This is a genomic window from Pseudoalteromonas sp. 20-MNA-CIBAN-0454 (genome assembly GCF_040308685.1).
Classification (GTDB): domain Bacteria; phylum Pseudomonadota; class Gammaproteobacteria; order Enterobacterales; family Alteromonadaceae; genus Pseudoalteromonas; species Pseudoalteromonas nigrifaciens.
This window is the reverse complement of the sequence record NZ_JBEOOB010000033.1, coordinates 18,307-43,074: the sequence shown is the minus strand read 5'-3', so window position 1 is coordinate 43,074 and position 24,768 is coordinate 18,307. Positions and strand designations below refer to the sequence as shown.

The following is a 24,768-nucleotide window of genomic DNA, read 5'->3' as shown; positions in this document are numbered from 1 at the left end:
TAACTTCTTATGGCTTCCTTCAGACCCCACCGTTGGCCAGTGACGCCCTTGCCATTCAGATTATCTTCCCCTTAGTCTGGGTGATAAGGCATCTTTCAGCCTATCGGGTTTGCCAGCTTCGCTGGGCAAACAAAAAAGCCAGTCAGTGTTAACTGACTGGCATTAGGCTCTTGGGCCCATTTTTTTGTTTATACGGTTTACCTTTCAATAGTTTTCGCTCGACGGTTACACTTAATAGTAACCTTATCCGTCTTGTATAATGCTAACTATAGTCTTTTCTACTAAGTTCCTAACCTTTAGTGATAAATGTTAAACAAAAAAAGCCCGAACGCAGTAAAATGCACTTAGACTTATATGAAAATACTTATATTTACGTTTAGAAGCTCATATTGATAGACTTAACCATGTCTTCATCATATTTTTCTACTGGTTCACGCTTCTTCAGCAGGACGTCATAAAGACCTTTATTGGCTTTTTTATAACCTTCAATGAAGTCAGTATATGGTTTATGCGCTGTGGTCACAAAACCATGGTGGAAATTTTCACCATCAAAGCGACCTAATACCGGATCGTCATTATAGGCAAAATAATGAATCCCAATACTGTTCGGGTGAGCCGCTGCTTTTTCTGCGTAGTACTGATAAGCTATTGCTCTTTCTGCTTCTGTCTTTGTCCAACGTGCGCCGTATGTAGGATGACCGCCCTCCATTGAACCATGATGAAATTCGCCAATTAATACCGGCTTACCACCAGAGAACTCAGCAGCAATATCTAACCTCATGGTAGGATCATCGGTATAATTGTTCATTGAAAATACATCCAAGTATTGGCTACCAGCGAAACGCCACTTTTGTTTTAACGCACTAGAAGCCCAACGCATGCCCATATTCAAGTGGTTAGGGTCAACTTTTTTAGTTTCTACAACAGGTACCCGTATGTATTCTTCAAGCAGCATTGTTGAGAAAACTTGTAAATCAGCGGCCGCAATTTCTGATAATGTTGCCGCACGTCTAATCGGGGTATTTAAATCACTAAACTGTGAAAATTCAGTGTTCCATGCTTTGTTAAATACTTGAATATCATTTTTATACTGTTGAGTTAAGAACTCAATTAACTTATCTTTAGACACAAAACCATCACCTTTAGAAAGCAATTCCTCCGCTAAGTTAATGGTTGGAATATATGCCCAGCCGGGCTCATTATTCATGAAATAACCGATTAAGTAAGGGTCATCTTTATACGTTGCTAATTGTTGAGCAAAAATGGCTGCTTTCTTTGCATATTCTTCACTATACACATCAGGGAAATCTCTAAATATACGCTTAGTTGTTACTGGAAACTTTTCCATTGGCATAACGTATGGGGTTTTACTGCTACGAGCAAAATCCATATCTGACCAGTTACCCACAGTATTCACGTTCCATTCAATTAAACGACGAGCTGTAATATCACTCCATTTTTGATGCCAATCTTTACCAAAGGTCTTGATCAGGTTTGCCGTGCCAAAATCAAATAAATTTGAACTAGATAATCCAGTTTCAGAGCGAATATCTTGAATGTAGTCCGCTTGAATCCATGCCTTTGCATAAACAGGATCATCCTCATTTGGCAGCCACTCGTGTAATTGTTTAATACCATCAACATTTCCACCAATGCCAGCAGCTATAATGTCGATACCAATGCTGTAAAAAGCATAGCCTTGTGGGTCAACGAGAAACCATCGTTCATCGTCAAATTGCGTACGGAAATAACCCGTCGCTTCATATTTTTTCGCTTTTATGCCGCCAAAATGACTTAAGCTGTCAGACTCCCTTTCAGGTATAGCTTTACTTGCTTCACTTTTTAAATATTGAGTCATTGCATCAGCATCGGTAAACTTGTCTTTAAAGTCGACGGCTTTCCACTGGCCAATTTCATCGACCATAACTTTATTACCAACAGGATAATCAGGCTCAGCATCAGTAAACATAAATTCATCTAAAATTACTGTGCGCTCACCACCAAAAAAGTTTGTTACTGATACCGCAAACCTTGACCATTCATCTAAATGAACCCCACTCCCAAAAGCAAAACCAATAAGTGATCCTGGTGTTTTAGGCATGCCGCGTCCTTCGGCTAAAAGGGTTAATGGAATAGCTCTTCTAGAAGCTAACTCTGGAAAAAGTGCATCGGCTAAGGTTAAATCAGGTCGTTGACCCTTATTATTTTTTGACCAAAATAACATGCTAGTACCTACGGCACGTTTTCCATCACTGGTACGCATAAAGGATAACCACTTGTCCGACGTTAACTGACTTAATTTGTCACTCATTAACATCAAAGTACAAGGTTGCGCGCCAAGTTTAATTTTTATTTGATTGCTCTTTAAACGCTCAACTTTACAGCCGTAAGCCTGAAAGTCATCCCAAGTGATTTCATTAATCACATTGACTTTTGTTGCTACCATGGGCTTTTTAACATCAGCTTCTTCTTTGCTATGCTTATTATCAGCACAGGCTGAAAGCACTAGCGCACAAGTAAAACTTGTTACTAGGGTTTTGAAAATATTTCGGGTCATCTTAAACTCCTCTTTGAAAATACTTTATTATTAATTTGGGGCAGTAAGCTCATTGCTTTGACAAGCTTCTCTTAATGTTTCGGGTACAGGCCAAGGATTATCTTGTTGGCATTGCGCTGTGCACTGGGCAAGTGTTGAAGTATCTGTACATTGACTTGCAACACAGGACTTTACTTTTTCTCCGCCAATGGAAAACATGTTATGAATGACACATTTTTTTTCTTGGTCGTCAGGGTAGTTTACCCCTTCAGTAAGTATGTTCAGTGATATGTTATAACCAGTTTCAGGAGCTACTTCAGGCTCTTTGATGACTAAAAAGCGAATGCTATTTGCTATAAATTGTTGAAAATTGCTATCGGTTAAGGTTTGTTCGTTATGCCCTAATGTTGTTCCTATTACTTTTCCTTTACCCGACTGGTATAACCAAGCTTGCGTATGTTGCTTTTTAGTTTCGATACCATAACTTTGTAGCAATGGTACAATGCCTTCATCTTGACTAATGGTGATATACAACTCATCACTCGATAATGTCCAAGTTTCAGCTAAATCAGCTATTAACTTGTGATTACCCACCTTCTCCACAGCAAAACTTCTTTGCTGTTCGTGTCGCAAAGTTTTTAACCCTAAAAATGTTGCCCAATCAGGAGAATACTGGAAAGAGTGCATGGCACAATGTAAGGCAATCAGAGGTTTACCTTCATTAACAACTGGTGACATTAAACTTTGCAGTAATTCATTATCTCTTTGTGCTGCATGACAAAAATTATAAATAAGTAGATCATAGCCATTTGAAAAGTCGGTTGTTTTCAAACGCTCAATATCTCCAACAATGACATCAATATCGGCATTCATATATTGATTAATATTACTGCTAATAGTTTTGATTTGTTGCTGATAATCATGAAACCAACCAACACTGGTTATATAGAGTATTTTAGTTGCCTGCTCACTTTTGACAGGTACTGTAGCTTTTACCGCTTTAGTTCCTGTATTACTGTTATCATTACAAGCACTAATGAGTAACAAAGAGCAAATTAAAAAAAGTTGGATAGTGGATTTAAATATGTACATGATATTGTCCTTACTTAATATTCAATGTTTGTAAATAATTAAAACTATTTTGAAGATCTTCAAATATATGGCCGGTATTGTGGTCTTGCTCAACAAAAACATTATCTACTCCCACCTTTTTTGCTGCAGTTAATACTTTTTCAAAATCTATAATGCCCGAGCCTACGGGTTTAAACATTGCTTCACCCGTAGGTGTATGAGTTGTTGCAGGTATTGGAGGCATGCTTTTTAGATCTTTCAAATGTAACAAAGCACAACGCTCACCTAATGAAGTTATCAATGCATCAGGTTGTAAACCCGCATATTTAGTCCAAAACACATCCAGTTCGAACTTTACATTTTCGTGGTCTAACTCACTGAGTAACAAATCAAATGGACGTTGACCATTGAGTTGTTGAAATTCAAAATCATGGTTGTGATAACACAGTTGAATACCGGCTGTTTTACTTAACTCACCAACTCGATTTAAGTGCTCTGCCAATGTTTTATACTGATCAATATGTTCGCGCTCATCGTCAAAAATATAAGACAACACTAAATGCTTGATATCATATTTATTGAGCTTTTCAATTAATTTTTCAGGACTATTTAAATCATCAGGAATAACTGCCTGCATCAAATTATTACCCGTTATATAGGGTGATAAAACATGGGCGCTGGTTATTGGTAAACCATTTGATTGGGCTAACGGCGCTAACGTATCTAAGGAGGTTACATCGAACCACTCAACATGCTGGTAACCAATAGCCGCCAATTTTTCAAAAGCACCACCAGCATTATTTAACAACTGCTGTCGAATGCTATATAGCTGGATACCTAAGTTATCTTTATATGTTTGGGCTTTCATAAAATGGCCTGCTCCTTGGGCTTTAGGAATTAGCCCTTTACTTGCCGCAAGCATAGTTCCAATTCCAGCTAGCATTAATTTAACAGCATTACGTCTAGATATTATTGATGAAGACATTATCCAAGCTCCGGTTGAAGTTTTTGCTCAGGTTCAGATTCCGTTGAAATTTTCGTTTGTACTTTAGCCAGTTCACTTTTATTCAGTCGATAATGACGAACCAAATAAAAAGCAAATAAGGACGCAACAGCTGGAATAATAGTAAAGAGCAAGTTAATACCTTCTAATGCACTTTCAGTTTGATTTTCGCCACCTTGATAGCCGTAAAACGCTAAAATCCAACCTGCAATAGCACCAGCAACTGACATACCTAATTTCAAAATGAACAATGAACCTGAAAAAGTAAAGGCGGTTAATCGCTCACCCGTTTTCCATTCACCATAATCAACAGTATCTGTCATCATCACCCAAATAATAGGGGTAGTCATTTGCTGTAAAAAGCCAATAACAAACTGGAATACAAAGGCTAAAATAATAAAACTCGGGTTGAGGAAATATAAACAAAAACATAAAGAGGCAATGAGTAAGATGGTGTAACGATAAACTTTTACTTTACAAAATTTGTCTGTGATGGGTTTGGCAAACAATGTTCCTAAAAACATACCTATCATACCCGTAGTCACAAACGCGGTGGCAAGCGAGGGTTGCTCAAGCACGTAATTAACATAGTATAGCGATACCGTTGCTCTAATAATTACAGCAAACATCACAGTGAAAGTAATAATAGCAACAATCACCCATTGATCATTTTTAAGCAAAAGCTTTAGGTCACGCTTTATCGACACTTTTTCTCTTTTGGGTGAAGCTATACGCTCTTTCGTGGTAGCAAAACACATTAGAAATAATGCAATACCAATAATACTCATGAAAATCATGGTTAATTGATAACCTAACGCCTTATTATCCCCACCAAAATAATCAACTAAAGGTAAAGTACAGGCCGTGATGAAAATACCTGCGAGTGAAGCTAAGGCAAATCGATAAGATTGAATAGAGACACGCTCTTGAGGATCTGAGGTTAAGACACCGCCTAATGCACAATACGGAATATTAATGGCGGTATACATGATCATTAACAAACTGTAAGTGACAAAAGCATAAATCAACTTAGCATTATCACCCCAATCTGGCGTGGTGAAGGTCAGAATACAAATGAGTGCATACGGAACACAGAGCCATAACAAATAAGGGCGATATTTTCCCCATCGCGTTTCTGTTCTGTCGGCTAAAGAGCCCATCAGGGGATCTGTTATAGCATCTAATAATCGTACCGATAAAAATAAAGTTCCTACCGCGGCGGCAGAAATTCCAAAAATATCGGTATAGAAGAAAGCTAAAAAGGTCATCACGGTTTGAAATATGATATTACTGGCAGCATCACCCATGCCGTAGCCTATTTTTTCAGTAACCGATAACTTGACTTGTTGTTCACTCATAAAAATTCACCTATTAGCGAGTAATTAGTATTAAGCATTTATAACTCAGCTATTTTTTCAATATCATAAAAAACAATGGCGCATGGTGTTAGCGTGTGATGCAAAGGTAATTTACCGTCACAGCTAATTTCTTCATCCAAAAACAATTCAGGCTCAGAACATTCAATTAACTGATTCACTTGTTCTTTAGATAGGTATTCTGGTGAGCCAATAGCTTGCCAGCTGCGATAACTATTGCCGACCTGTTTATCAACACGATAGCCTTTAATACGATAATGTCCGTACATATCAGTCAAGTTAAACGTTTCATCTTTATTTTGTTCATCAAGGAGATAATCATTACCATTAAAATCAACTTCGAGCGGTTCATTAAAATTCCAACTTAATAGACGAATATTGCCACCTTTTGAACGAGTCACCCATGATGACTCACCAGAACTATCAAGTACGTTGTCATATAAATCACTTAAAAACTTGTAAGCATGAAAGACCGACTTTTTAATACCGTGCATGTTTATTAAGCCATACTTACCTGAATATGGCTGGCTACCAGGACCAGTTTCTTCAAATACATCGGATAAACACCAATAAGAATATGAATAAACCACACCGGCTAAGTCTTTTAACGTTTGTAATAAAAATACCGCGGTGAACTCAGAATCCTTTCCATATTTGTCCTCATGGCACGGAGAAACATTCCACTCAGAGTAATGTACTTCTGCATCAGAAAACTTTGAATTCTTTACCTGTTTAACCGCTGCTAATACATCAGACAACATAGCCTTTTGACCACGATATTCAAGATTAAAAACATCACTGCCTGTTTCAAGCGCGGCATCAGCACAATAGTGATGAGTGGAGATAAAGTCGATGGGCAGATTATTATCAGTACAAAAATCAATAAGTTCTTGGATCCATAAATTTTTAGAGGTTGATGGCCCCCCTACTTTTAACTCTCCATCAATGGTTTTAATTGCATTGACCGTATGGCGATATAACTCAAAATAATCCGCTTGACTACCTGACCAAAATATATCTTTTAAATCAGGCTCATTCCATACTTCAAAATACCATGTTTTGACTTCTGCTAAACCATAGCGATGAATTAAATGCTCAACAAAAGCGGTGATCATTTGCTGCCATAAACCATGATCTTTTGGTGGACTGATATTGGCTTGGTAGTGAAAAAGGGTGTCTTTGCTACTGGCTAATGCCGAAGGCATAAAGCTTAATTCAACGTAAGGTTTTAGACCTTGTTCAATAAAAAAGTCATAAATTTTATTAACATTTTGAAAATTAAACACTGGCTGACCATCAACTTCTCGATACACGCCAACCCAGTCATGAAAAATGCCATGGCATCTTAGATTGTTAAAGCCAATTTCTTTTTGCACGGTACGTACATGCTTGCGAAAATCTTCACGCAAAGTTAAATACGCGTGACAAGAACCAATACAATTTTGGAAATAGCGATCAAATGTTGTTGTAGGGTCAGATATACAAATGTTACTTTTTGAAAATACGGTCATAATTATCTCAATATCGAATGCTCTATAATTTATCAATAAAGCTTTTAAATAGCGCAAGTCATCGAAGAAAGTAAAACAAGGCGCTTGCTCGCCTTGTTTTACAAGAAAGTTGTCTTGACTCGATAAAACAACTTTCTCTTTACCTGTAAGCTAAATTCTTGCTTATTTAACAAAACTCTTTGGCGAATTGTTTGACGGCATAATCTACTGCTCTTGCCGTTAGCGCCATATAAGTTAAAGAAGGGTTAACACAAGAGGCCGATGTCATACATGAGCCATCCGTGACAAATAAATTTGCAACATCGTGACATTGATTATATTTGTTCAATACCGAGGTTTTCGGGTCATGCCCCATACGGGCAGTGCCCATCTCATGTATTGCACCGCCACCTGGATGTATATGAGTTGAGGTAGTAATGTCTGTAGCACCACAAGCTTCAAGCATTGCTTTACCCTCTTTCGCAATGTCTTCTCGCATATCTAACTCATTTTTACTCCACTCAAAATGGAACTCAACTTGTGGAATACCATAACTGTCTACTTTCGTGTCAGACAGCCTCATATGATTTTCAAATCGTGGTAGACACTCACCAAAACCGATTAAACCGACCCCCCATGGACCGGGTTGTTGCATTTCTTCTTTAAAATCTTTACCAAAGCCTTTTTTATCTGCATGAATACTGCGCCAATCCATGCGCATACCCCAGCCTTGATAACCATAACCACGCAGGAAAGATGTTTGCTGTTTATCCAAGTTTTTAAAGCGAGGAATATAGGTACCATTAGGACGATTGCCATAATGATAATCTTCTTCATTGCCGGGCATAACGCCCATCGCTGCAATACCAATGGTATGGTCCATCAAATAATGCCCCAGTACACCTGAGTTATTTGCTAAACCATTTGGAAAAGATTCAGAACGAGAATTCAATAATAATTGTGTACTACCAACCGTCGAAGCACATAAGAAAACAAGTTTACTGCTGAAGGTAATTTTTTCATGGCTATTGGCATCAATAATACAAACGCCATCTACTTTTTTCGTTGCTGGGTTGTAAGATAACTTTTCTACAACACTGTGTGTTCTTATGGTTAAATTACCCGTTCTTTTAGCAGCTGGTAGCGTTGAGCTTTGACTACTAAAATAGGAGCCTGTCATACACCCTCTATGACAAGGTCCACAGTAGTGACAAGGTGCTCTGCCATTGTGAGCTTGCGTTAATATAGCGCAGCGACCAATAGTCATCATGCGATCATCAAAGTGCTCTTCAATGCGTTTTTTCATCACCTTTTCTATTTTAGTAAATTGCATTGGTGGTAAAAACTCACTGTCAGGTAACTGAGGTAAATTCTCTGCTTGTCCACTCACACCAATAAATTTTTCTACGTGTGAATACCACTCTTTTATATCGTCATAACGAATTGGCCAGTCAACACCATGGTTATCTTTACTATTGGCGGTAAAATCTAAGTCACTAAATCGATATACTTGACGACCCCAGGTTAATGAGCGCCCGCCTTCTACGTCGCCCCTTAACCAATAAAAAGGTTTTTTCTCGTTATAGTCATAGGGATTTTTAAGATCATTATTAAAATAATGTCGAGTCAGCTCGCTAAAAGCATGATTATGCTTTTGTACATAATACTCTTTGTCATAAAGCTCACGTTCAGGCAAATTGCGATATTTAAAATCCCAAATCCCCTTATGTTCAGTTACATAATCTTTAACATGTTCAACAGGACGACCACGCTCTAGAACCAGAACACTGAGTCCTTTTTCAGTAAGCTCTTTCGCCGCCCAGCCGCCTGAAATACCGGAACCAACAACAATGGCATCATAAATAATATTATTTGACATAAGTAACCTTCACTCTGTTATGTAACGACTTTTAATAAAATGGAGACCAAGCTTTACCCACTTTACTTAATGGGTAATCACCAATAAACTGGCCTGCTACATGATTATGCTTTAATGCCTGCATAGCGCCGGGTTTCGAAGTAAAGAAGCCCACAACGACTAATTCTCGTAATGTCGAAAAAATGCTTGGCTTCTCACTATCTTTATTCTTTAAAGTTAGTCTTTCAAACTCTGTTAAAACAAAATCATGTTGAGCACTGCTTGCTTTGCTAAGAGAGCAATTGAATTGTTGAAAGCAATAGCTTTCCATATCATTTATGCCTGAAATAAATGCCTTTTTTTCATCTGGGTTATACCATTCAGAGACAATTATACTAATAAAGGCTGGTACACCTGCCTCCAAAGCTCCAGGCGTATCAGTTTTAGGAATAATCCGTTCAGATAACAATGAAATAACTTGCTGTTGAGACTCTGAAAGCGTACTGCTATTTACAGGAGAATCAGTAGTGATACCTTTAAGTACAGCTGCACTCAAAGACGCTGAAACACTAGCTCCTAATAAGATAGTCGCTTGTTTTAAAAATCTTCTTCTGCTCATAACTGCTCCAAAATCAATTAAATTGGCCTAACTTAATGTTAGGCCCTAAAGTGGTACTTAAAATGAATAACCGACGGTCACACCATAAGAGCGCGGCGCACTAGGAAAGCCTACATCAACACCCAAACCTGAGCTATCGGCATCATTGCCATAGACAACATACTGCTCATCAGTAATGTTTTTCGCCCAAGCGGTAATATTCCACTTGCCTGACTCGCTCGTGATACCCGCGAATAAATCTGAGGTTAAATAACTACCTAGTATTTCTTTATCACGTTCACTATTGTATTTAGCCGTAGCTCTAACAAACCAATCTAAATTTGTACTGGCTAGCACATCTTTATATTCAACGAATAAATTTGCAGAAAACTGTGGGTTACCTTTTAAGACTTCACCCGATTTACTTGTAACAGGAACAATTAAAGTATTTCCGCCAGCACCTGGTAAGACCCTAGGATCTGTTATAACAGGGCCTGATGTTGAATATCCAGCATCCGCAAAGGTTGTAGGAATATTATCAAAGTCACCAACCTCTATTCGGTTATATGCCATAGAACCACTAACCGTTAGTTGCTCAGAAAGTAAAGCTGTGAACTCTATTTCTGCACCTGTCGCCGTTGCATCAGAGCCATTAATACGAATATTACCGGCAGGCGCACCTATAACGATGAACGGTGCAAAAGCAACGGCTTGCTCAGTTAAGAAAGAGTTTGATTGATAATCGTCAAAGGTTTGATAATATATGGCAGTGTTAAGTTGAAAGCGCTCATCCCAGAACAATATTTTAGAGCCGACTTCAATAGCATTACTAGTTTCTGCGTCATACTTATCATAACCTGCATCTTTATAGTGTTGCGGAGCAACTACGTTAAAGCCACCGGCTCGGTAAGCTCTATCAACTGAAACATAATAAGTACGGTCTGTTGAAGGTATATATCTAAGCTTTAAACTACCAGAAAAGGCCTCGAAGTGGTCACTATCATAACCGTCAACTTCACCGAAGGTACTATCAACTTGCTTTGATGTAGCTGATTTACGATCATCGCTGTAACGTAAGCCAAAAGAAAAAGACCAATCTTCGTCAATAAAGTAAGTATTGTTGGTAAAAATACCAAAGCTCTCTGTTGCATCAATACCGGTAATATTTTGGTTAAATGCACCATTATCAAAAAGGCTACCACCTTTTAATTTTTGATTTGAATAGAATAAACCTGCCATAAATTCAAATTCATCGCTATCAAATGATGTGATTCTAAACTCATGACTAGAGCTGGTAAGCACTTGGTCAACGGTTAAAATTGAACCACCTGAGCCAACTTCTGCCGGGCTAAAATCATTATCACGAGGGCCTGTTAGCTCATATTCCTGATAAGCACTTATCAGGGTAAATTCATAACTATCTAACTCCCAATCAACCTCTAATGAAATAGCTTCGTTGTCATCTTCAGCAAGGCCTTGATCATTTTCAAATGATTTATACTGATAGATATTTTCACCCAATAGTTGTAACGGGTTGCCTACTTCTGATTGGCTGAAATTTACATTCAATGTTGCTGATAAATTATCAAGCGGTGTATAAAGCAATTTCAAGCGTGTCGCTGAACGCTCTCGTGCATTAGCATCTTTGCCTAAATGTTCGTTATAGATATAACCATCAGATTTGGAATATAAACCGGATACACGAGCAGCAAGTACATCTTCGACTAACGGAACGTTAATAGTCCCTTTATATTCTTGGGTGCCCCAAGAGCTAGCAGTTGCTTCAACATTTCCAGAAAAATCAATAGAGTCAGGAGAATTAGTAATGATATTAATAGCGCCTGCGGGGGCATTTTTACCGTATAAGGTACCTTGAGGTCCTCGTAATACTTCAACACGGGCTATATCAAGTAAAGAGCTAAATGCAGAGCCAACATTGTTTTGCACCACACCATCAATAAAAACAGCTACAGCAGGATCTAATCCTGAAATTGAATTTGAGCCAATACCACGAATTGAGATATTTGCCTGATGACCCGATTCACCATCTAACGTGACACCCGCTGTCATTTTTTCAATATCAGTTAAATCTACAGCACCGGCTTTAGTTAATGACTCTGCATCAAATGTATTTACCGTTAAGGCAACTTCTTGTTGTGTTTCTAAGCGTTTTTGAGCCGTTACCGTGATAACTTCAATAGCTAGCTTTTTCTTTTCTGAAACATTTGCAGGTTTATCTGCTTCAGTTGCCGCTTGGCTATAGCTTGTTAGTGAGGCAATACCTGCTAGCACTAGCGCTTGTGTGAGTTTATGTATTTTCATGACTTCTCCCGTTTCTTCTTATGATAGTTATAATTTAAGTAGTTATTTAAAAATCATTCCGTCTAATTTATTATTCTTCAATTATTTTCTGTTAACCATTACTGGCGCGTAACCGCCATTTGCTTTATCTTTCCACCAAATAGCACCAAAAATAATCAGTAAAAATAATGGCAATACTGCTATTGACTGAAAAGTTGTTTGGGCAGCACTGACAAGTGCTTGATTTAATGGCTCTCCTTCAAGTAAAGCAAAAGCTTCTATTCCACCAGCAAAATCTTGTTTTGCTCGGTCGAAAATCCCACCTAGTCCAGGTAAAACATAGTTAATTGAAAGTGCTCCAGCGACTCCCATTAAGCCGATAAAGAAAGAACCACCACGCGGATAACGTTCAGATGCTGTTGCCAGCATAGTTGGCCACATATAACAAACACCAATACCCCAAATAGTTGCAGCAAAAAGTCCTGAAATAGGTGAGTTGGCAATACTAAGTAAATACAAACCAATAGCAGCAAAAACACATGAGTACCACAGTAAACCAACAGGTGATATAAATTTAAGTATCAGACCAGAAAAGTGACGCATAACAAACATAAGACCACTAACATAAACTAACAGTAAAATACCATCCATTCCTACCGTGCGAGTTAGGACAAGGTCGACTAATTGTCCAGGAGCAAGCTCAGAAGCAGCAGTTAGTAACATTGCTCCTAACCAGATGAAAAAACTTGGTTGGCGAATAATTTCTGTCAACATTTCTTTCATGCTAACGCCTGACGCCGCGCGCTCAGTTAAAGGGAACTTCACCCCTATCACCATGAATGCATAAATAACTGATGGCAGTAATACTAGGGAGAATTGTATTTTCCAGCTGAGTTCTAAATATGAAAGCCCTACGCCTGATAAGCCACCAATTACAAGACCAGCAGGCCACCAAGCATGGAGAATATTCAATCGGTTAGTTTTATCTTCAGGATAAAGTGAAGTAGTCAAAGGGTTCGTGATACCTTCCACCAAGCCCCAGCCGATACCGTTAATAAGCATACCGCTCCACAAGTACCAATAAATATCTGCAGTTTGCGTAATTTGATCGGAAAAAATAACCAACAAAGTGCCACCAATAAAGCAAAGCGCAGAGAAGAAAATCATTCTTGCCATGCCGATAGCATCAAGTAAAGGACTCGCTATAAATAATGAAAAAGCAAACCCTAAGAAACTTACCCCTAAAATTTCTCCAATCATAATTGTTGAACGAGCTAAGTCAATTGCATCAAGGTAATCCCCTTGAATGTCTGAAGCTATAGTTGCCCTTAGTGCAGCACTTAAACCCGAAGTGAACAAAGCAATAAGACTTATAATAAAGAGTTTATTACGATTAATTCCTTTAGAAACTTTCTCATTCATACTTTGCCCCATTGATAATTAATATTTATTCTCCACAAAATGTAATCCATTACATTATAGATTACAACATAAAAATGTAATTGATTACATTTTTATGTTGCAATGTTGAATAATAAGAGTAATAACCCTAAATAGACTGCCATACTTACTAATTGAAAGCTTTATAGTTAAGTGATTGTGGCTTATATTTTTCTTTCGAGTTCAATCTATACAATATCAATCACATAAAGGCTGACGTTAGCTTAAATTTAGATGACAAAGCTCTCTATAATAGATACAAAAAATAAATGTATTAACTATAATTTAATATTCGATAAATTTTGCACAATTAACTGTTTAATTTAAAATGTAAGCAAATATTCCTTTCAAGGATGCTTTCTTTGGAGTATTTTATTAAATGAATTCGATACCATTTACCTTAGTTCAAGAATAGAAGTAATTAGCATGTCATCAGTTAAAGATGTGGCCAAATCGGCCGGAGTATCTACAGCAACTGTTTCTAGGTATTTTAATGCCCCAGAACAATTAAGAGAAAGCACCCGTAATAAAGTAACTGCTGCCATAAAAATGACAGGTTACTCCATGAATAGCCTCGCAAGGAATTTTCGTAGAGGAAAATCCAATGTCATTGTTGTGGTGATTCCTTCTATAGGTGTGCCTCATTTTGGTGATGTATTAAAAGGCATTGAAACGGTTGCCAGAGAAAAAGGCTTTAGTATTATGATTATCGATACCCAATTTAATACTATGCCTTTTGATAAAATGGCCAATACTTTTTTTTCAAATCAAGCGGATGGCATTATTTTACTGGGTAGTGTTTCACCATTTAAGGATGCGTTATCACGCTCCAATAGTTCAAAAAGCCACCCGCCTATTATTGTTAGCTGTGAAAATGCAACCCCTGACATTAGTAACTTCCCGAGTGTTAGAATCGACAATGAAGCCGCTTCTACCGCAGCGACTGAGCATTTAATTGCGTTAGGACATCAGAAAATTGCTTTCATTTCTGGCTCTTTATCTAGCAGTGTTTCGGGAGAGCGCGAGGTGGGTTATCGCTTAGCAATGAATAAACATAACTTACCTACTCTTGAAGATTTAATCACTGGTGGTAATTTAACAATTGAAGATGGACGCCGTATTACGCGTCGCTTATTAAACCAATCCCCGCGCCCTACAGCAATTCTCTGCGCTAACGATGAGATGGCACTTGGTTCAATATACGAGATAAAAAACAGTGGTTTAAAAGTCCCTGAAGACATTTCAGTTATTGGCTTTGATAATATCCGTTATGCTGAAATAAGCGATCCGCCTTTAACAACAATAGCTCAACCTGGTGAAGAAATTGGCGAGAAAACCATGTACCAACTTTGTCATATTATTGAAGGGCTAGAGGTAAAATCTACCCCGTCTATTGTTCCTCATCAATTAATAATAAGAAGCTCCACTTCAGCACCAACTAAATAAATAAAAACTTTACCAACGGCACTTTGTAGAATTCATTGACAAGATGTAATAGATTACAATAAGCTTCCTTTCTATGTTTCGATCATTCATTATCTTAGATGGAGAATAAAATGAATTGCGCAATGAATATGTTTTTATGGACAACCCATGTTACCAAAGAGCATTTACCTGAGCTTCAGCTAGTAAAAGATTCCGGCTATAACATGGTTGAAATCCCTATTCTAGACCTTGAAGATATTAATCACTATCAATGGCTTGGAACAATATTAAAAGAAATAGGCTTAATACCATTAGCTATTACGGCTCGAGGAGAAGCTGATAACCCTTGCTCTGAAGATCCAGCAGTAAGACAGCTCGCTATTGAGAACAATAAGCGTGCTATTGATTGCGCGCAGGCATTGGGGGCAAGTAAGATTTCAGGTTTACTCCACACTGCACTCGGTGTATTTACTGGCCAGGGTCCAACTCAAGAAGAGTGGCAATGGAGCATCGAAGTAATGCAAGCAACGGCTCATCACGCTCAACAAAAAGATATCGAGATTAGCTTAGAGTTTATTAATAGATTTGAGTGTTACCTAACCAATACTACCGCTGATATGGCACGTCTAGTGACAGATATTGGTTATGATAATGTTGGTATACTCTATGATACATTCCATGCAAATATTGAAGAAAAAGATGTTACTCAAGCGATTAAGGATCATGCATCATTAATTAACCATGTCCATATCTCAGAGAATGATCGCAGCACTCCTGGTAGCGGTCATGTTCGATGGGATGAAACTTTTGCTGCGCTAGAAGAAATAGGCTATCAGGGCACATTTGCCGTTGAAGCATTTGGCCTTAACTTACCTGAACTTATTCCTGTCGTTAAAATTTGGCGTAAAATGTACGAGTCTGAAGAACAAATTTGTCGGGATGCTTTTCAATTTATCAAAGGGTACCGAGAAAAAAATTAGTCTTTTATTTGGATTATGTTAAGCCATTCGACTCATTGAATGGCTTAATTGTAGAGCTGTAGTCAAAGTACACCTCACACTAAAGCATCAGCCGCTACTTTGAAACAAGTTGCCTTACTCAATTCTAGTCAGAAAAAGGTTCCAAATCTAACTCCATAAAGCCATCTACCTCAACTAACCAATAGATCTTAACAAAATAGTCATGATGCTCATCGTTTAAGTAGTTTTGATAGGCTTTAACGTTATCGAATGTCATCAATAATGCATATTGATACGGTTTTTTTTACTAAACTGTTTTAAAGCTTTTAGGTTTTTAACTTCCGAGATCAAAGTAAGCTTTTTCAAACAATGAAGAAATTCCTTTTCTTCTAGGGATTTTTCTCGGTGTTTAAGGAAACAACACTATATGTTGAATCATAACATTCTCCATTATGGTTGATATATCGTTATTGAATTTTAGTATAAAAGAAGCGAAACAGTTCAAAGTTTCACTTTTTGATTCAGACGGTAAAATAACCAATTATGTTGATTTATATATCTGCAATAACCTGTTGAGTTTGCTCACCTAAAGAATCAATTGATAGTGTAATTTTATCACCTACATTTAGGAAAACCTCGGGACTTTGTCCCATACCAACACCGGGAGGTGTACCCGTAGAAATAATATCACCTGGCTCTAAAGTAACAAATTGACTCAAGTAGCTGACAATAAAAGCAGGTTTGAAAATCATCGTTTTAGTATTACCATTTTGATAGGTTTTACCATTAACACTTAATTTCATGCCTAAATCATGTACATCTTTTATTTCATCGCGTGTAGCAAGCCAAGGACCTATAGGGCCAAAAGTATCACTACCCTTCCCTTTATCCCACTGACCACCGCTAATTTCTAATTGAAAATGACGCTCAGAAACATCATTAATTAAGCAATAACCGGCAATGTGATTTTCAGCTTCAGTTTCATCAACATACTTTGCTGGTTTACCGATAACTATACCTAGCTCTACTTCCCAGTCCATCTTGATACTTTTACGTGGTTTAACAATATCATCATTAGGACCACAAACAGCACTTGACCACTTAGTAAAAACAATCGGTTCTTCTGGGATCGGCATATTAGCTTCAGCAGCATGGTCAGCATAATTTAATCCGATGCAAATGAATTTACCTACATTGCCAACGCATGCTCCAATACGAACACCTTGTTCAACAATAGGTAAGTTATTCACATCAACATCTGATAATGAGGCTAAATTCTCAGGAAGTAGCTGTTGACCTGAGATATCATCAACAATAGATGACAAGTCTCTTATATTGCCTGCAGTATCAATTAAACCTGGTTTTTCTTGACCTTTTGGTCCAAAACGCATCAATTTCATTTGCTCACCTCTAAGTAAGTTTACACATTTGTAAAAAATAATATATAGCTACTAATAGCTACTATAGGTTCTATGGTTTTGTGCATCTACTTGTTGCTTAACACGTATCATGTACTTTTTTAGCCTGTTTAAATTTCAGATGGTAAATAAATACCTATCGTATGTTAATTGCTACGTAGTCATCATTGTCATTTCTAGCTAATTTGATGTTAAGTAACCATTGAATCTAAACTATCAGCTGGGGAATGAATATGAGTCAAATACAGGAGTTTCAATTAACAAATAACAATGGAGCCAAAGTTAAGATAATTAATTTAGGCGCTAGGCTTACTGAGTTAATCATTCCGACGATAAAACATGGTGGCATCAATACAATATTAGCTTATGAACATAATGAGCAATATCATTTAGATTCCATGTTTCATGGCGCCATAATAGGACCTGTTTGCAACCGTATTGCTAATGGAAGATTCAATTTAAACAATCAAGACTATCGATTAGCGCCCAATGATGGCAACAATCTATTACATAGTGGAGCAAAAGGCTTACATCAGCAGTTATGGCAAGTAGTTGAGTATGCTGTTAGCACGCTAACACTACAAATTAAACAAAAAGATAATGAAAATGGCTTTCCTGGTAATATCATCATTGACTTAACATATACCTTACACGAGAACAATAGCCTTTCACTACAATGGTCTGCGACTAGTGATAAAGATACACCATTAAATTTAACCAGCCATAGTTACTTCAATTTATCCGGGTTTGGCGATATAAAAAATCATTTTCTGCGAATAAATACTGATAAATATACTCCCTATAGTGATGAACAAATCCCTAACGGCGAAGTAGCATCTGTTAACAACACCCCGTTAGACTTTCGTAAGTTTACCCCATTAACTGATGCACTTGATGGCTCACATCCAGAAATATTACGCTGGGGAGGCTTAGATCATAACTGGGTATTTGATGAGTGTCCGCAACTAAAAACCCAAGCAGAGTTATACAGTAAAGATACCCAGTTGTTGCTACAAATTGAATCTACATTACCTGCTATACAATGTTATACAGGTAACCAGCTCGCTGTTTTTGGTATTCATGGTACCCACGAAGGTATTTGTTTAGAGCCACAGTTCTATCCTAACTCAATTAATGAAGATAACTTCCCTGACACTATCTTAAAAGCAAACCAAACTGTATCACAGCAAGTAAACTTAATTTTTACTGAAGTTGAACTCGGACAATTAACAAGTTAAGCAAGGAACATAATATGAATAAAAAATTAAAAATGGGTATGGTCGGTGGAGGCCAAGGAGCCTTCATTGGTAGCGTACATCGTTTTGCCGCAGCACTTGATTCTGAAATTGAGTTAGTTTGCGGGGCATTTAGCAGCTCCCCTGAAAAGGCAATTTCCTCAGGAAAAGAATTAGGTATTACCGACCGACGTAATTACGCTAGCTATGAAGAGATGTTTGAACAAGAAATGTTACTAGATGAAGCCGAGCGTATGGATTTTGTCGCCATAGTGACGCCAAATCACATGCATTATCCTGTTGCTTGTGCTGCGTTAAACGCAGGTTTTCATGTTATCAGCGATAAGCCTGCAACTCTAGACCTTGATGAAGCTATAAAATTATCAAAACTAGTCAATAAAACAAACTTATTATTCTGCTTAACACATACTTATACTGGCTACCCAATGGTTAAGGAAGCCAAAGATATTATTCGCCAAGGGAAACTTGGAAAGCTCCGCAAGGTTATTGTTGAGTATACCCAAGGTTGGCTATCAGAAGCACAAGATGAAAGTAACAAGCAAGCAGCATGGCGGACTAACCCTGCCATGTCGGGAATAAGTGGCTGTATGGGCGATATTGGCTCTCACGCAGCAAATTTAGCTGAATACATCACCAGTGAATCAATTGAGCAACTATGCGCTGAGCTCACCTCGTTTGTCCCCAACCGTCTGCTTGACGATGATGGTATAGCGCTAATAAAAATGTCAGGTGACATCAATGGAATTTTACATGCGAGTCAAGTTGCTACCGGCGAAGAGAACAACTTAACAATTCGAGTTTATGGTGAGAAAGGTGGCTTAGAGTGGCACCAACAAGAACCTAATAGCCTAATACTAAAATGGCTAAATGAGCCAATGCAAATACTCAGAACGGCTGGTAATAATACTTCAATATCACTGGTTAATACTCGTATACCTATGGGGCACCCCGAAGGGTATTTAGAGGCATTCGCCAATATATACCGTAACTTTGCACAGGCTATCAGAGCCTATCAACAAGGTAAAGATGCGAGCCCTCAAACATTTGATTATCCAGGTATCAATGACGGCGTACACGGCATGGCAATAATTGAAGGACTGGTAAAAAGCCATCAGTCTGATGAAAAGTGGTTCACATTAAACAATTAATTGGAGTATAAAATATGAAACAAATTCAAGGCCCCGGAATATTTCTTGCGCAATTTATGGGAGATAAAGCTCCGGTAAATAATTTTCGAAACATCTGCCAATGGGTAGCAGGTTTAGGCTATAAAGGCATTCAAATTCCCAGTTGGGATCCTAGATGTATGAATCTAGCTAAAGCTGCTAGTAGCCAAGATTACTGTGATGAGCTCATCGGTACAGCAGCAGAGTTTGGTTTAACAATTACTGAACTATCTACCCATTTACAGGGGCAATTAGTCGCAGTAAATCCAGCCTATAACCCTATGTTTGATGGTTTTGCTCCACCTGAAGTACAAGGTAATGCCCAAGCAAGAACAGATTGGGCAATTGCACAAATGTACCTTGCAGCTCAAGCAAGTGCACGATTAGGGTTAAAAACTCATGCAAGTTTTTCAGGTTCCTTTTTATGGCATACCGTCTACCCATGGCCACAAAGGCCTGCAGGTTTAGTTGAAGCAGGATTTAAAGAATTAGCCAACCGTTGGTTACCCATATTGAATGCATTTGATAATGCAGGGGTTGATGTCTGTTACGAGCTTCATCCTGGAGAAGACTTACATGACGGTGTAACTTTCGAAAGATTTCTTGAAGCAACTGGAAATCATCAACGAGTTAATATTTTGTACGATCCAAGCCATTTTGTTTTGCAACAAATGGACTATTTAGCTTTCATTGATATTTATCATGAAAGAATTAAAGCCTTTCATGTTAAAGATGCAGAATTCATCCCTAATGGCCGAAGTGGTGTTTATGGCGGTTATCAAGATTGGATAGACCGACCGGGTAGATTTCGCTCATTAGGCGATGGTCAGGTAAATTTTGGTGGTATTTTTTCAAAATTAACCTCGCATAACTATGATGGTTGGGCTGTACTTGAATGGGAATGTTGTTTAAAACACCCTGAAGATGGAGCAAAAGAAGGTGCACCGTTTATTGAAAAGCATATTATTAGACCAGCTGAACACGCCTTTGATGATTTTGCTAATGCTGGTGAAGATGAGCAAACTAACCGCATAATTTTAGGTTTAGATTAACTTTGTAATGTTAATTTAGTTTATATAACCTAATATCAGTTAAATACGCACTTGAGAAATGTACATCATGAACCCACAATTTGAAACCGTTGAATTAGAAGGTAATAGTTGCTTTAGAACGCAACATTTTAAATGCGGTTACTTACAAGATGATCATAGTTGGCATTATCATCCTGAGTGCGAATTAACTTATATTATTAAAGGAAACGGTACACGCTTTATCGGCGATAGTGTCGAGCTCTTTACTGAGGGTGATCTGATTTTTATAGCACCCAACATCCCTCATTGCTGGATCAATAATAGTAAAAATGAAGAGAACGAAATAGTCACAATGCAGTTTTCACCTACTTGTCTAGGTGATGATTTCCTCAACTCACCTGACGCTCATGTATTAATCGAAATGTTTCAACGTGCCAAACGAGGGATTTTAATTAAAAAGCCAGATTCAGATGCTATTGGAAAACGTCTTATAGAACTTCATAAAAAAAACGGGCTATCTCGTTTATCAGGGTTTATTGATATTCTTGATTTAGTAAGTCGAAATAGTGATAACGCACTATTGGCAAGTGAACTTTATGCGATTGATGTTAGAGAGTTTCATTGTGGTCGTATGCGTAAAGTTATGGAGTATATTCAAGCACACCTTGTTGATGAAATACGACAAACCGATATCGCTGAATTAGTTCATATGACACCTCAAGGCTTTAGTCGTTTTTTTCGTTCGACCACTGGCCGCACCTTTGTATCTTTTGTAAACATTGTGAGAATTATGGAAGCATGTAGGCTTTTAGTCAGCTCTGAAGACGATATAACTAGCATTGCATTTGAATGTGGTTACGGCAATTTATCAAATTTCAATCGAAGATTTATGGAGCAAAAACACTGCACACCGAGTGACTACAGGAGTAATCATAAGTTATTAAAACCTAACCCATAGTACAACGGAAGCTTATGAGGAAAGCCGTCTAGCCTTGCTTGATATTCCAAGCCAGTAGATGTTCTAGGCTTTTTGGCTTTTTGGCCAGTTCATTTAAACAGGTTTGCAAATAGCTATCGATATTCCAAGACAATAATCTTCCGATGTCTGGCTCAGGCTGAAGTTACATTGAAAAAATTAATAGCCTTGGTATTTATCAGTAATTTTCACACTCCGAGGAGAGTAATATGGAAATAAACTTATTTTGATATCACTACTTTTTATACGTAATTATCTCTTCTATTTTACAGTCGAAGTAAGCACATAATGCATCCAAAGTACGCGTAGTTGTTGAGTAATTATTGTTATTAGCCATTTTTGACATAGCGGCTTTATTTACTCCTGCGGCATTTGCAACTTCATCTAACGTAATTTTACGTCCCTCTTTCAATGATTTAGCTGCGATTAATTCCTTTAAGTTATAAACAATCATTTTAATACAACCAATTATTTAAAAAGTTTCTTTACAGGATACTTTTCGTGTGATTTAATCATTTCAGTTTCTTGTGAGGATACTTTTATGATTAAAAATGAATTTACTTTGCTTTCTGCTAAAGAACTTTCAAGCTTTATTAAGTTCAGCCCAGATTACATTAACCGTAAGTTGAAAGACAATGTTTTTTTTGAGGGTGAGCATTACATTAGACCTTTTGGATCAAGAAAAATACTTTACCTTTTAGAAAGTGTAATGGAAGAAATGTACAGCACCACGTCTAAAGCTGAACGCGAGTTTGTCATTCCTCTCGCAAGTGGAGGTGTATGTTATGGCTAGTGTAAGAAGCCGAAACGATAAGTTGTTTTTTGATTTTTATTATCAAAATATACGATGTCGTGAGCAGACCTTACTCAAGGATACAAAAGCTAATCGTATCAAACTTGAGAAAGTTCTAGAAAATATTGAAATTCAAATTATGCTCGATCGTTTTGTTTACCGAGATATGTTTCCGAATAGTAACCGCTGCAAGGCTTTTAAACTGTTTGATGACCAGATAGAAGCTATAAAAGCCAATGAAACGAATAAAGCTGATGTTATTTTACAGAATGTACCTAACTTCGAGGCATTTGCTTATGAGTGGCTAGAAGAAAGTAAAATTCATTGGAAAATTAGTCATTTTAAAAATGTGTCTATGATCTTTGAGCGTTATTTAATTCCTGAATTTGGCAAGTTTAATCTTGATGAAATAAGCCGTGCTCATATTATTAAATATCGCGCGGGCATATTAGAGCCTAAGCGTAGTAGTAAAAAACAATTGAGTAATGATTGGATCAATCATGTTATGACACCTCTTAGAGGCATACTTAAAGAAGCGTCATTACGTTATGATTTTCAAACTCCTTTTAACAATATAAAACCACTAAAAGTAGTTAAAACCAAGATAGAACCTTTTTCACTCAAGGAAGTTCAGCAATTTCTTAAGTATGTAAGAAGTGATTTTCGTAATTATTATACAGTTCGCTTTTTTACTGCGATACGAACAGCAGAGATTGATGGCCTCAAGTGGGAATACGTTAACTTTGATCGAAATGAAATTACTATTCATGAAACCTTAGTTGATGGCAATGTTGAGACACCTAAAACAGCCACATCATATAGAAATATCCAGCTGTCTAAAGTTGTTGTTGATGCATTAAAAACACAATTCAAAATAACAGGTAAGAACACTTATGTTTTTTGTAATAAAAAAGGTAACCCTCTTGACCATCGAAATATAACTAAAAGGGTATGGTATCCAACGCTAGAAGAGCTCTCTTTAAAGAGGAGACGCCCTTATCAAACGAGGCATACATGCGCAACTTTATGGCTTTCTGCTGGTGAAAATCCTGAATGGATAGCTAAACAAATGGGTCACAGCACGACTAAAATGCTATTTGAAGTTTATAGCCGTTATGTTCCAAACAATACTCGACAAGATGGTAGTGCTTTTGATCGCCTACTTCTAAATGCCAACATTGAAGAAGAGGCTACTTATGAATAACTATATCTATGGTTGGTTAAAAAATTTACATATTAATGGTACTTTGCCAACAGCCAATTGTGAGCTATTGATAAGTAAGCAAGTAATTTACGCTATTACATCTGCTGATATTGCTAGAAAATGCCAAATAGTGTCTGGCTTAGCTCAATTTCAGTTAACTCACGATATAATGGGTAATCATGTTGTTTGTGATATAGAGCCTATACTTTCTCAATGTAACGAACAGCAGTACCTTAATTTAACTTCGATGATAAATAATACAAATGAGCATTTAATAGCACGATTTTTTAAGCTACTTAGCTTCGTCACATGCAGTGAGTTGCAGCCTTTTATTGATTTTATTTTAACTAAACAAAGCACTCTACAAAAATTCATACAAGCACCGGCTAGCCTAAACCACCATCATTCTTATACTCATGGGTTGTTTGAGCACAGTATAGAGGTAGCTGAAATTGCATTTAATAACGCCAAGCACTTAAATCATTCCAGCATTGAATGCCAAGCTGCATTAGTAGCTGGCTTATTTCATGATATTGGTAAAATATTTGTCATGCTACATCAAGCCAACGATCGCTATATACCAGGACCACACGAAGGTTATAACTTTGCTATCTTAGCTGAACCTTTAGCGAAGCTAGGCAGTCGGAATAGGCAATTGCTTGAGTTATTAAGCAGTTTATTAGCTGCCAAGCCATCTGGCTATAAAGCGAGATATGCAATTGAGCATATTGTGCAACAAGCTGACCGATGCTCTTCTGAATCAGCTTTTATACATGCTAAATTTCAAGAGCTTCCTGATTACTACCATTTTTGTAAAGTTGGCGATAAAGTTCTTAAAAGAATGAGTTAAAGTTTTAAAATACCTAA

Annotated in this window: 21 protein-coding genes; 9 read left to right on the top strand and 12 right to left on the bottom strand. The window is 37.5% G+C overall.

Features of this window, described 5'->3' with window-relative positions; all coding sequences use genetic code 11:
* Nucleotides 1-376 precede the first annotated feature (376 nt).
* From AAEZ22_RS14780 to AAEZ22_RS14740, 9 genes are all read right to left on the bottom strand, one after another.
* The gene (locus AAEZ22_RS14780; RefSeq protein WP_352297825.1) at nt 377-2,557 is read right to left on the bottom strand and encodes a beta-galactosidase; all 2,181 of its coding nucleotides are present in this window, start codon (nt 2,555-2,557) and stop codon (nt 377-379) included.
* A gap of 30 nt (nt 2,558-2,587) precedes the next feature.
* A complete protein-coding gene (locus AAEZ22_RS14775) occupies nt 2,588-3,628 on the bottom strand; it encodes a ThuA domain-containing protein (protein WP_352297822.1) in 1,041 nt (346 codons plus the stop codon).
* Between the two features lie 10 nt (nt 3,629-3,638).
* Complete coding sequence (locus AAEZ22_RS14770) at nt 3,639-4,592, bottom strand: sugar phosphate isomerase/epimerase family protein (RefSeq protein ID WP_352297819.1); 954 nt, start codon at nt 4,590-4,592, stop codon at nt 3,639-3,641.
* Nucleotides 4,592-5,968, bottom strand: coding sequence for a glycoside-pentoside-hexuronide (GPH):cation symporter (locus AAEZ22_RS14765; RefSeq protein WP_352297816.1), 1,377 nt, complete (start codon nt 5,966-5,968; stop codon nt 4,592-4,594). Before AAEZ22_RS14765 ends, AAEZ22_RS14770 begins: the two co-directional genes overlap by 1 nt.
* Nucleotides 5,969-6,006: 38 nt before the next feature.
* The gene (locus tag AAEZ22_RS14760) at nt 6,007-7,497 is read right to left on the bottom strand and encodes a GH39 family glycosyl hydrolase (RefSeq protein WP_352297813.1); all 1,491 of its coding nucleotides are present in this window, start codon (nt 7,495-7,497) and stop codon (nt 6,007-6,009) included.
* A gap of 166 nt (nt 7,498-7,663) precedes the next feature.
* Nucleotides 7,664-9,355 (bottom strand): GMC oxidoreductase, encoded by a 1,692-nt coding sequence (locus tag AAEZ22_RS14755; protein WP_352297810.1) that lies wholly within the window; start codon nt 9,353-9,355, stop codon nt 7,664-7,666.
* Between the two features lie 31 nt (nt 9,356-9,386).
* Nucleotides 9,387-9,953: a gluconate 2-dehydrogenase subunit 3 family protein gene (locus AAEZ22_RS14750; RefSeq protein ID WP_352297807.1), complete on the bottom strand. Its 567-nt coding sequence runs from the start codon at nt 9,951-9,953 to the stop codon at nt 9,387-9,389.
* 57 nt (nt 9,954-10,010) lie between these two features.
* Nucleotides 10,011-12,254 carry a TonB-dependent receptor gene (locus tag AAEZ22_RS14745; protein ID WP_352297803.1) on the bottom strand — a complete coding sequence of 748 codons (2,244 nt, stop codon included), beginning with the start codon at nt 12,252-12,254 and terminating at the stop codon, nt 10,011-10,013.
* A gap of 81 nt (nt 12,255-12,335) precedes the next feature.
* The gene (locus AAEZ22_RS14740; RefSeq protein ID WP_352297800.1) at nt 12,336-13,655 is read right to left on the bottom strand and encodes an MFS transporter; all 1,320 of its coding nucleotides are present in this window, start codon (nt 13,653-13,655) and stop codon (nt 12,336-12,338) included.
* A gap of 444 nt (nt 13,656-14,099) precedes the next feature.
* On the opposite strand from AAEZ22_RS14740, the gene AAEZ22_RS14735 reads away from it, so the two are divergent.
* The gene (locus AAEZ22_RS14735) at nt 14,100-15,119 is read left to right on the top strand and encodes a LacI family DNA-binding transcriptional regulator (protein WP_352297797.1); all 1,020 of its coding nucleotides are present in this window, start codon (nt 14,100-14,102) and stop codon (nt 15,117-15,119) included.
* A 110-nt stretch (nt 15,120-15,229) separates the two neighbouring features.
* The gene (locus tag AAEZ22_RS14730) at nt 15,230-16,078 is read left to right on the top strand and encodes a TIM barrel protein (protein WP_352297794.1); all 849 of its coding nucleotides are present in this window, start codon (nt 15,230-15,232) and stop codon (nt 16,076-16,078) included.
* Between the two features lie 124 nt (nt 16,079-16,202).
* On the opposite strand, the gene AAEZ22_RS14725 is transcribed toward AAEZ22_RS14730, so the two are convergent.
* Entirely contained in the window at nt 16,203-16,334 is a 132-nt protein-coding gene (locus AAEZ22_RS14725) for a hypothetical protein (RefSeq protein ID WP_352297791.1), read from the bottom strand.
* Between the two features lie 274 nt (nt 16,335-16,608).
* Nucleotides 16,609-17,457, bottom strand: a complete 849-nt coding sequence (locus tag AAEZ22_RS14720; RefSeq protein ID WP_352297788.1) for a fumarylacetoacetate hydrolase family protein — start codon at nt 17,455-17,457, stop codon at nt 16,609-16,611.
* A gap of 251 nt (nt 17,458-17,708) precedes the next feature.
* On the opposite strand from AAEZ22_RS14720, the gene AAEZ22_RS14715 reads away from it, so the two are divergent.
* The 4 genes from AAEZ22_RS14715 (at nt 17,709) to AAEZ22_RS14700 (ending at nt 21,886) form a co-directional block, all read left to right on the top strand.
* The gene (locus AAEZ22_RS14715) at nt 17,709-18,713 is read left to right on the top strand and encodes an aldose epimerase family protein (RefSeq protein ID WP_352297785.1); all 1,005 of its coding nucleotides are present in this window, start codon (nt 17,709-17,711) and stop codon (nt 18,711-18,713) included.
* 14 nt (nt 18,714-18,727) lie between these two features.
* Nucleotides 18,728-19,879, top strand: a complete 1,152-nt coding sequence (locus AAEZ22_RS14710) for a Gfo/Idh/MocA family protein (protein WP_352297782.1) — start codon at nt 18,728-18,730, stop codon at nt 19,877-19,879.
* A 14-nt stretch (nt 19,880-19,893) separates the two neighbouring features.
* Complete coding sequence (locus AAEZ22_RS14705; RefSeq protein WP_352297779.1) at nt 19,894-20,949, top strand: sugar phosphate isomerase/epimerase family protein; 1,056 nt, start codon at nt 19,894-19,896, stop codon at nt 20,947-20,949.
* 67 nt (nt 20,950-21,016) lie between these two features.
* A complete protein-coding gene (locus tag AAEZ22_RS14700; RefSeq protein WP_352297776.1) occupies nt 21,017-21,886 on the top strand; it encodes an AraC family transcriptional regulator in 870 nt (289 codons plus the stop codon).
* Nucleotides 21,887-22,139: 253 nt separating this feature from the next.
* Here the strand turns inward: AAEZ22_RS14700 and AAEZ22_RS14695 are convergent, their stop codons facing one another.
* Nucleotides 22,140-22,358 (bottom strand): helix-turn-helix domain-containing protein, encoded by a 219-nt coding sequence (locus AAEZ22_RS14695; RefSeq protein ID WP_024594199.1) that lies wholly within the window; start codon nt 22,356-22,358, stop codon nt 22,140-22,142.
* 87 nt (nt 22,359-22,445) lie between these two features.
* Here AAEZ22_RS14695 and AAEZ22_RS14690 point away from each other — a divergent pair, with 87 nt between their 5' ends.
* From AAEZ22_RS14690 to AAEZ22_RS14680, 3 genes are read left to right on the top strand one after another with little or no spacing between them, the layout of a single operon-like run.
* Nucleotides 22,446-22,697 carry a hypothetical protein gene (locus tag AAEZ22_RS14690; protein WP_352297773.1) on the top strand — a complete coding sequence of 84 codons (252 nt, stop codon included), beginning with the start codon at nt 22,446-22,448 and terminating at the stop codon, nt 22,695-22,697.
* A complete protein-coding gene (locus tag AAEZ22_RS14685; RefSeq protein WP_335681020.1) occupies nt 22,690-23,901 on the top strand; it encodes an Arm DNA-binding domain-containing protein in 1,212 nt (403 codons plus the stop codon). Before AAEZ22_RS14690 ends, AAEZ22_RS14685 begins: the two co-directional genes overlap by 8 nt.
* Nucleotides 23,894-24,751, top strand: a complete 858-nt coding sequence (locus AAEZ22_RS14680; RefSeq protein WP_165725238.1) for an HD domain-containing protein — start codon at nt 23,894-23,896, stop codon at nt 24,749-24,751. The genes AAEZ22_RS14685 and AAEZ22_RS14680 overlap by 8 nt, the downstream gene beginning before the upstream one ends.
* Nucleotides 24,752-24,768: the final 17 nt, after the last annotated feature.

Coding starts and splice junctions, on each gene's coding strand:
- AAEZ22_RS14780 (WP_352297825.1), bottom strand. CDS start 2,557: ATGACCCGAAATATTTTCAAAACCCTAGTAACAAGTTTTACTTGTGCG.
- AAEZ22_RS14775 (WP_352297822.1), bottom strand. CDS start 3,628: ATGTACATATTTAAATCCACTATCCAACTTTTTTTAATTTGCTCTTTG.
- AAEZ22_RS14770 (WP_352297819.1), bottom strand. CDS start 4,592: ATGTCTTCATCAATAATATCTAGACGTAATGCTGTTAAATTAATGCTA.
- AAEZ22_RS14765 (WP_352297816.1), bottom strand. CDS start 5,968: ATGAGTGAACAACAAGTCAAGTTATCGGTTACTGAAAAAATAGGCTAC.
- AAEZ22_RS14760 (WP_352297813.1), bottom strand. CDS start 7,497: ATGACCGTATTTTCAAAAAGTAACATTTGTATATCTGACCCTACAACA.
- AAEZ22_RS14755 (WP_352297810.1), bottom strand. CDS start 9,355: ATGTCAAATAATATTATTTATGATGCCATTGTTGTTGGTTCCGGTATT.
- AAEZ22_RS14750 (WP_352297807.1), bottom strand. CDS start 9,953: ATGAGCAGAAGAAGATTTTTAAAACAAGCGACTATCTTATTAGGAGCT.
- AAEZ22_RS14745 (WP_352297803.1), bottom strand. CDS start 12,254: ATGAAAATACATAAACTCACACAAGCGCTAGTGCTAGCAGGTATTGCC.
- AAEZ22_RS14740 (WP_352297800.1), bottom strand. CDS start 13,655: ATGAATGAGAAAGTTTCTAAAGGAATTAATCGTAATAAACTCTTTATT.
- AAEZ22_RS14735 (WP_352297797.1), top strand. CDS start 14,100: ATGTCATCAGTTAAAGATGTGGCCAAATCGGCCGGAGTATCTACAGCA.
- AAEZ22_RS14730 (WP_352297794.1), top strand. CDS start 15,230: ATGAATTGCGCAATGAATATGTTTTTATGGACAACCCATGTTACCAAA.
- AAEZ22_RS14725 (WP_352297791.1), bottom strand. CDS start 16,334: ATGACATTCGATAACGTTAAAGCCTATCAAAACTACTTAAACGATGAG.
- AAEZ22_RS14720 (WP_352297788.1), bottom strand. CDS start 17,457: ATGAAATTGATGCGTTTTGGACCAAAAGGTCAAGAAAAACCAGGTTTA.
- AAEZ22_RS14715 (WP_352297785.1), top strand. CDS start 17,709: ATGAGTCAAATACAGGAGTTTCAATTAACAAATAACAATGGAGCCAAA.
- AAEZ22_RS14710 (WP_352297782.1), top strand. CDS start 18,728: ATGAATAAAAAATTAAAAATGGGTATGGTCGGTGGAGGCCAAGGAGCC.
- AAEZ22_RS14705 (WP_352297779.1), top strand. CDS start 19,894: ATGAAACAAATTCAAGGCCCCGGAATATTTCTTGCGCAATTTATGGGA.
- AAEZ22_RS14700 (WP_352297776.1), top strand. CDS start 21,017: ATGAACCCACAATTTGAAACCGTTGAATTAGAAGGTAATAGTTGCTTT.
- AAEZ22_RS14695 (WP_024594199.1), bottom strand. CDS start 22,358: ATGATTGTTTATAACTTAAAGGAATTAATCGCAGCTAAATCATTGAAA.
- AAEZ22_RS14690 (WP_352297773.1), top strand. CDS start 22,446: ATGATTAAAAATGAATTTACTTTGCTTTCTGCTAAAGAACTTTCAAGC.
- AAEZ22_RS14685 (WP_335681020.1), top strand. CDS start 22,690: ATGGCTAGTGTAAGAAGCCGAAACGATAAGTTGTTTTTTGATTTTTAT.
- AAEZ22_RS14680 (WP_165725238.1), top strand. CDS start 23,894: ATGAATAACTATATCTATGGTTGGTTAAAAAATTTACATATTAATGGT.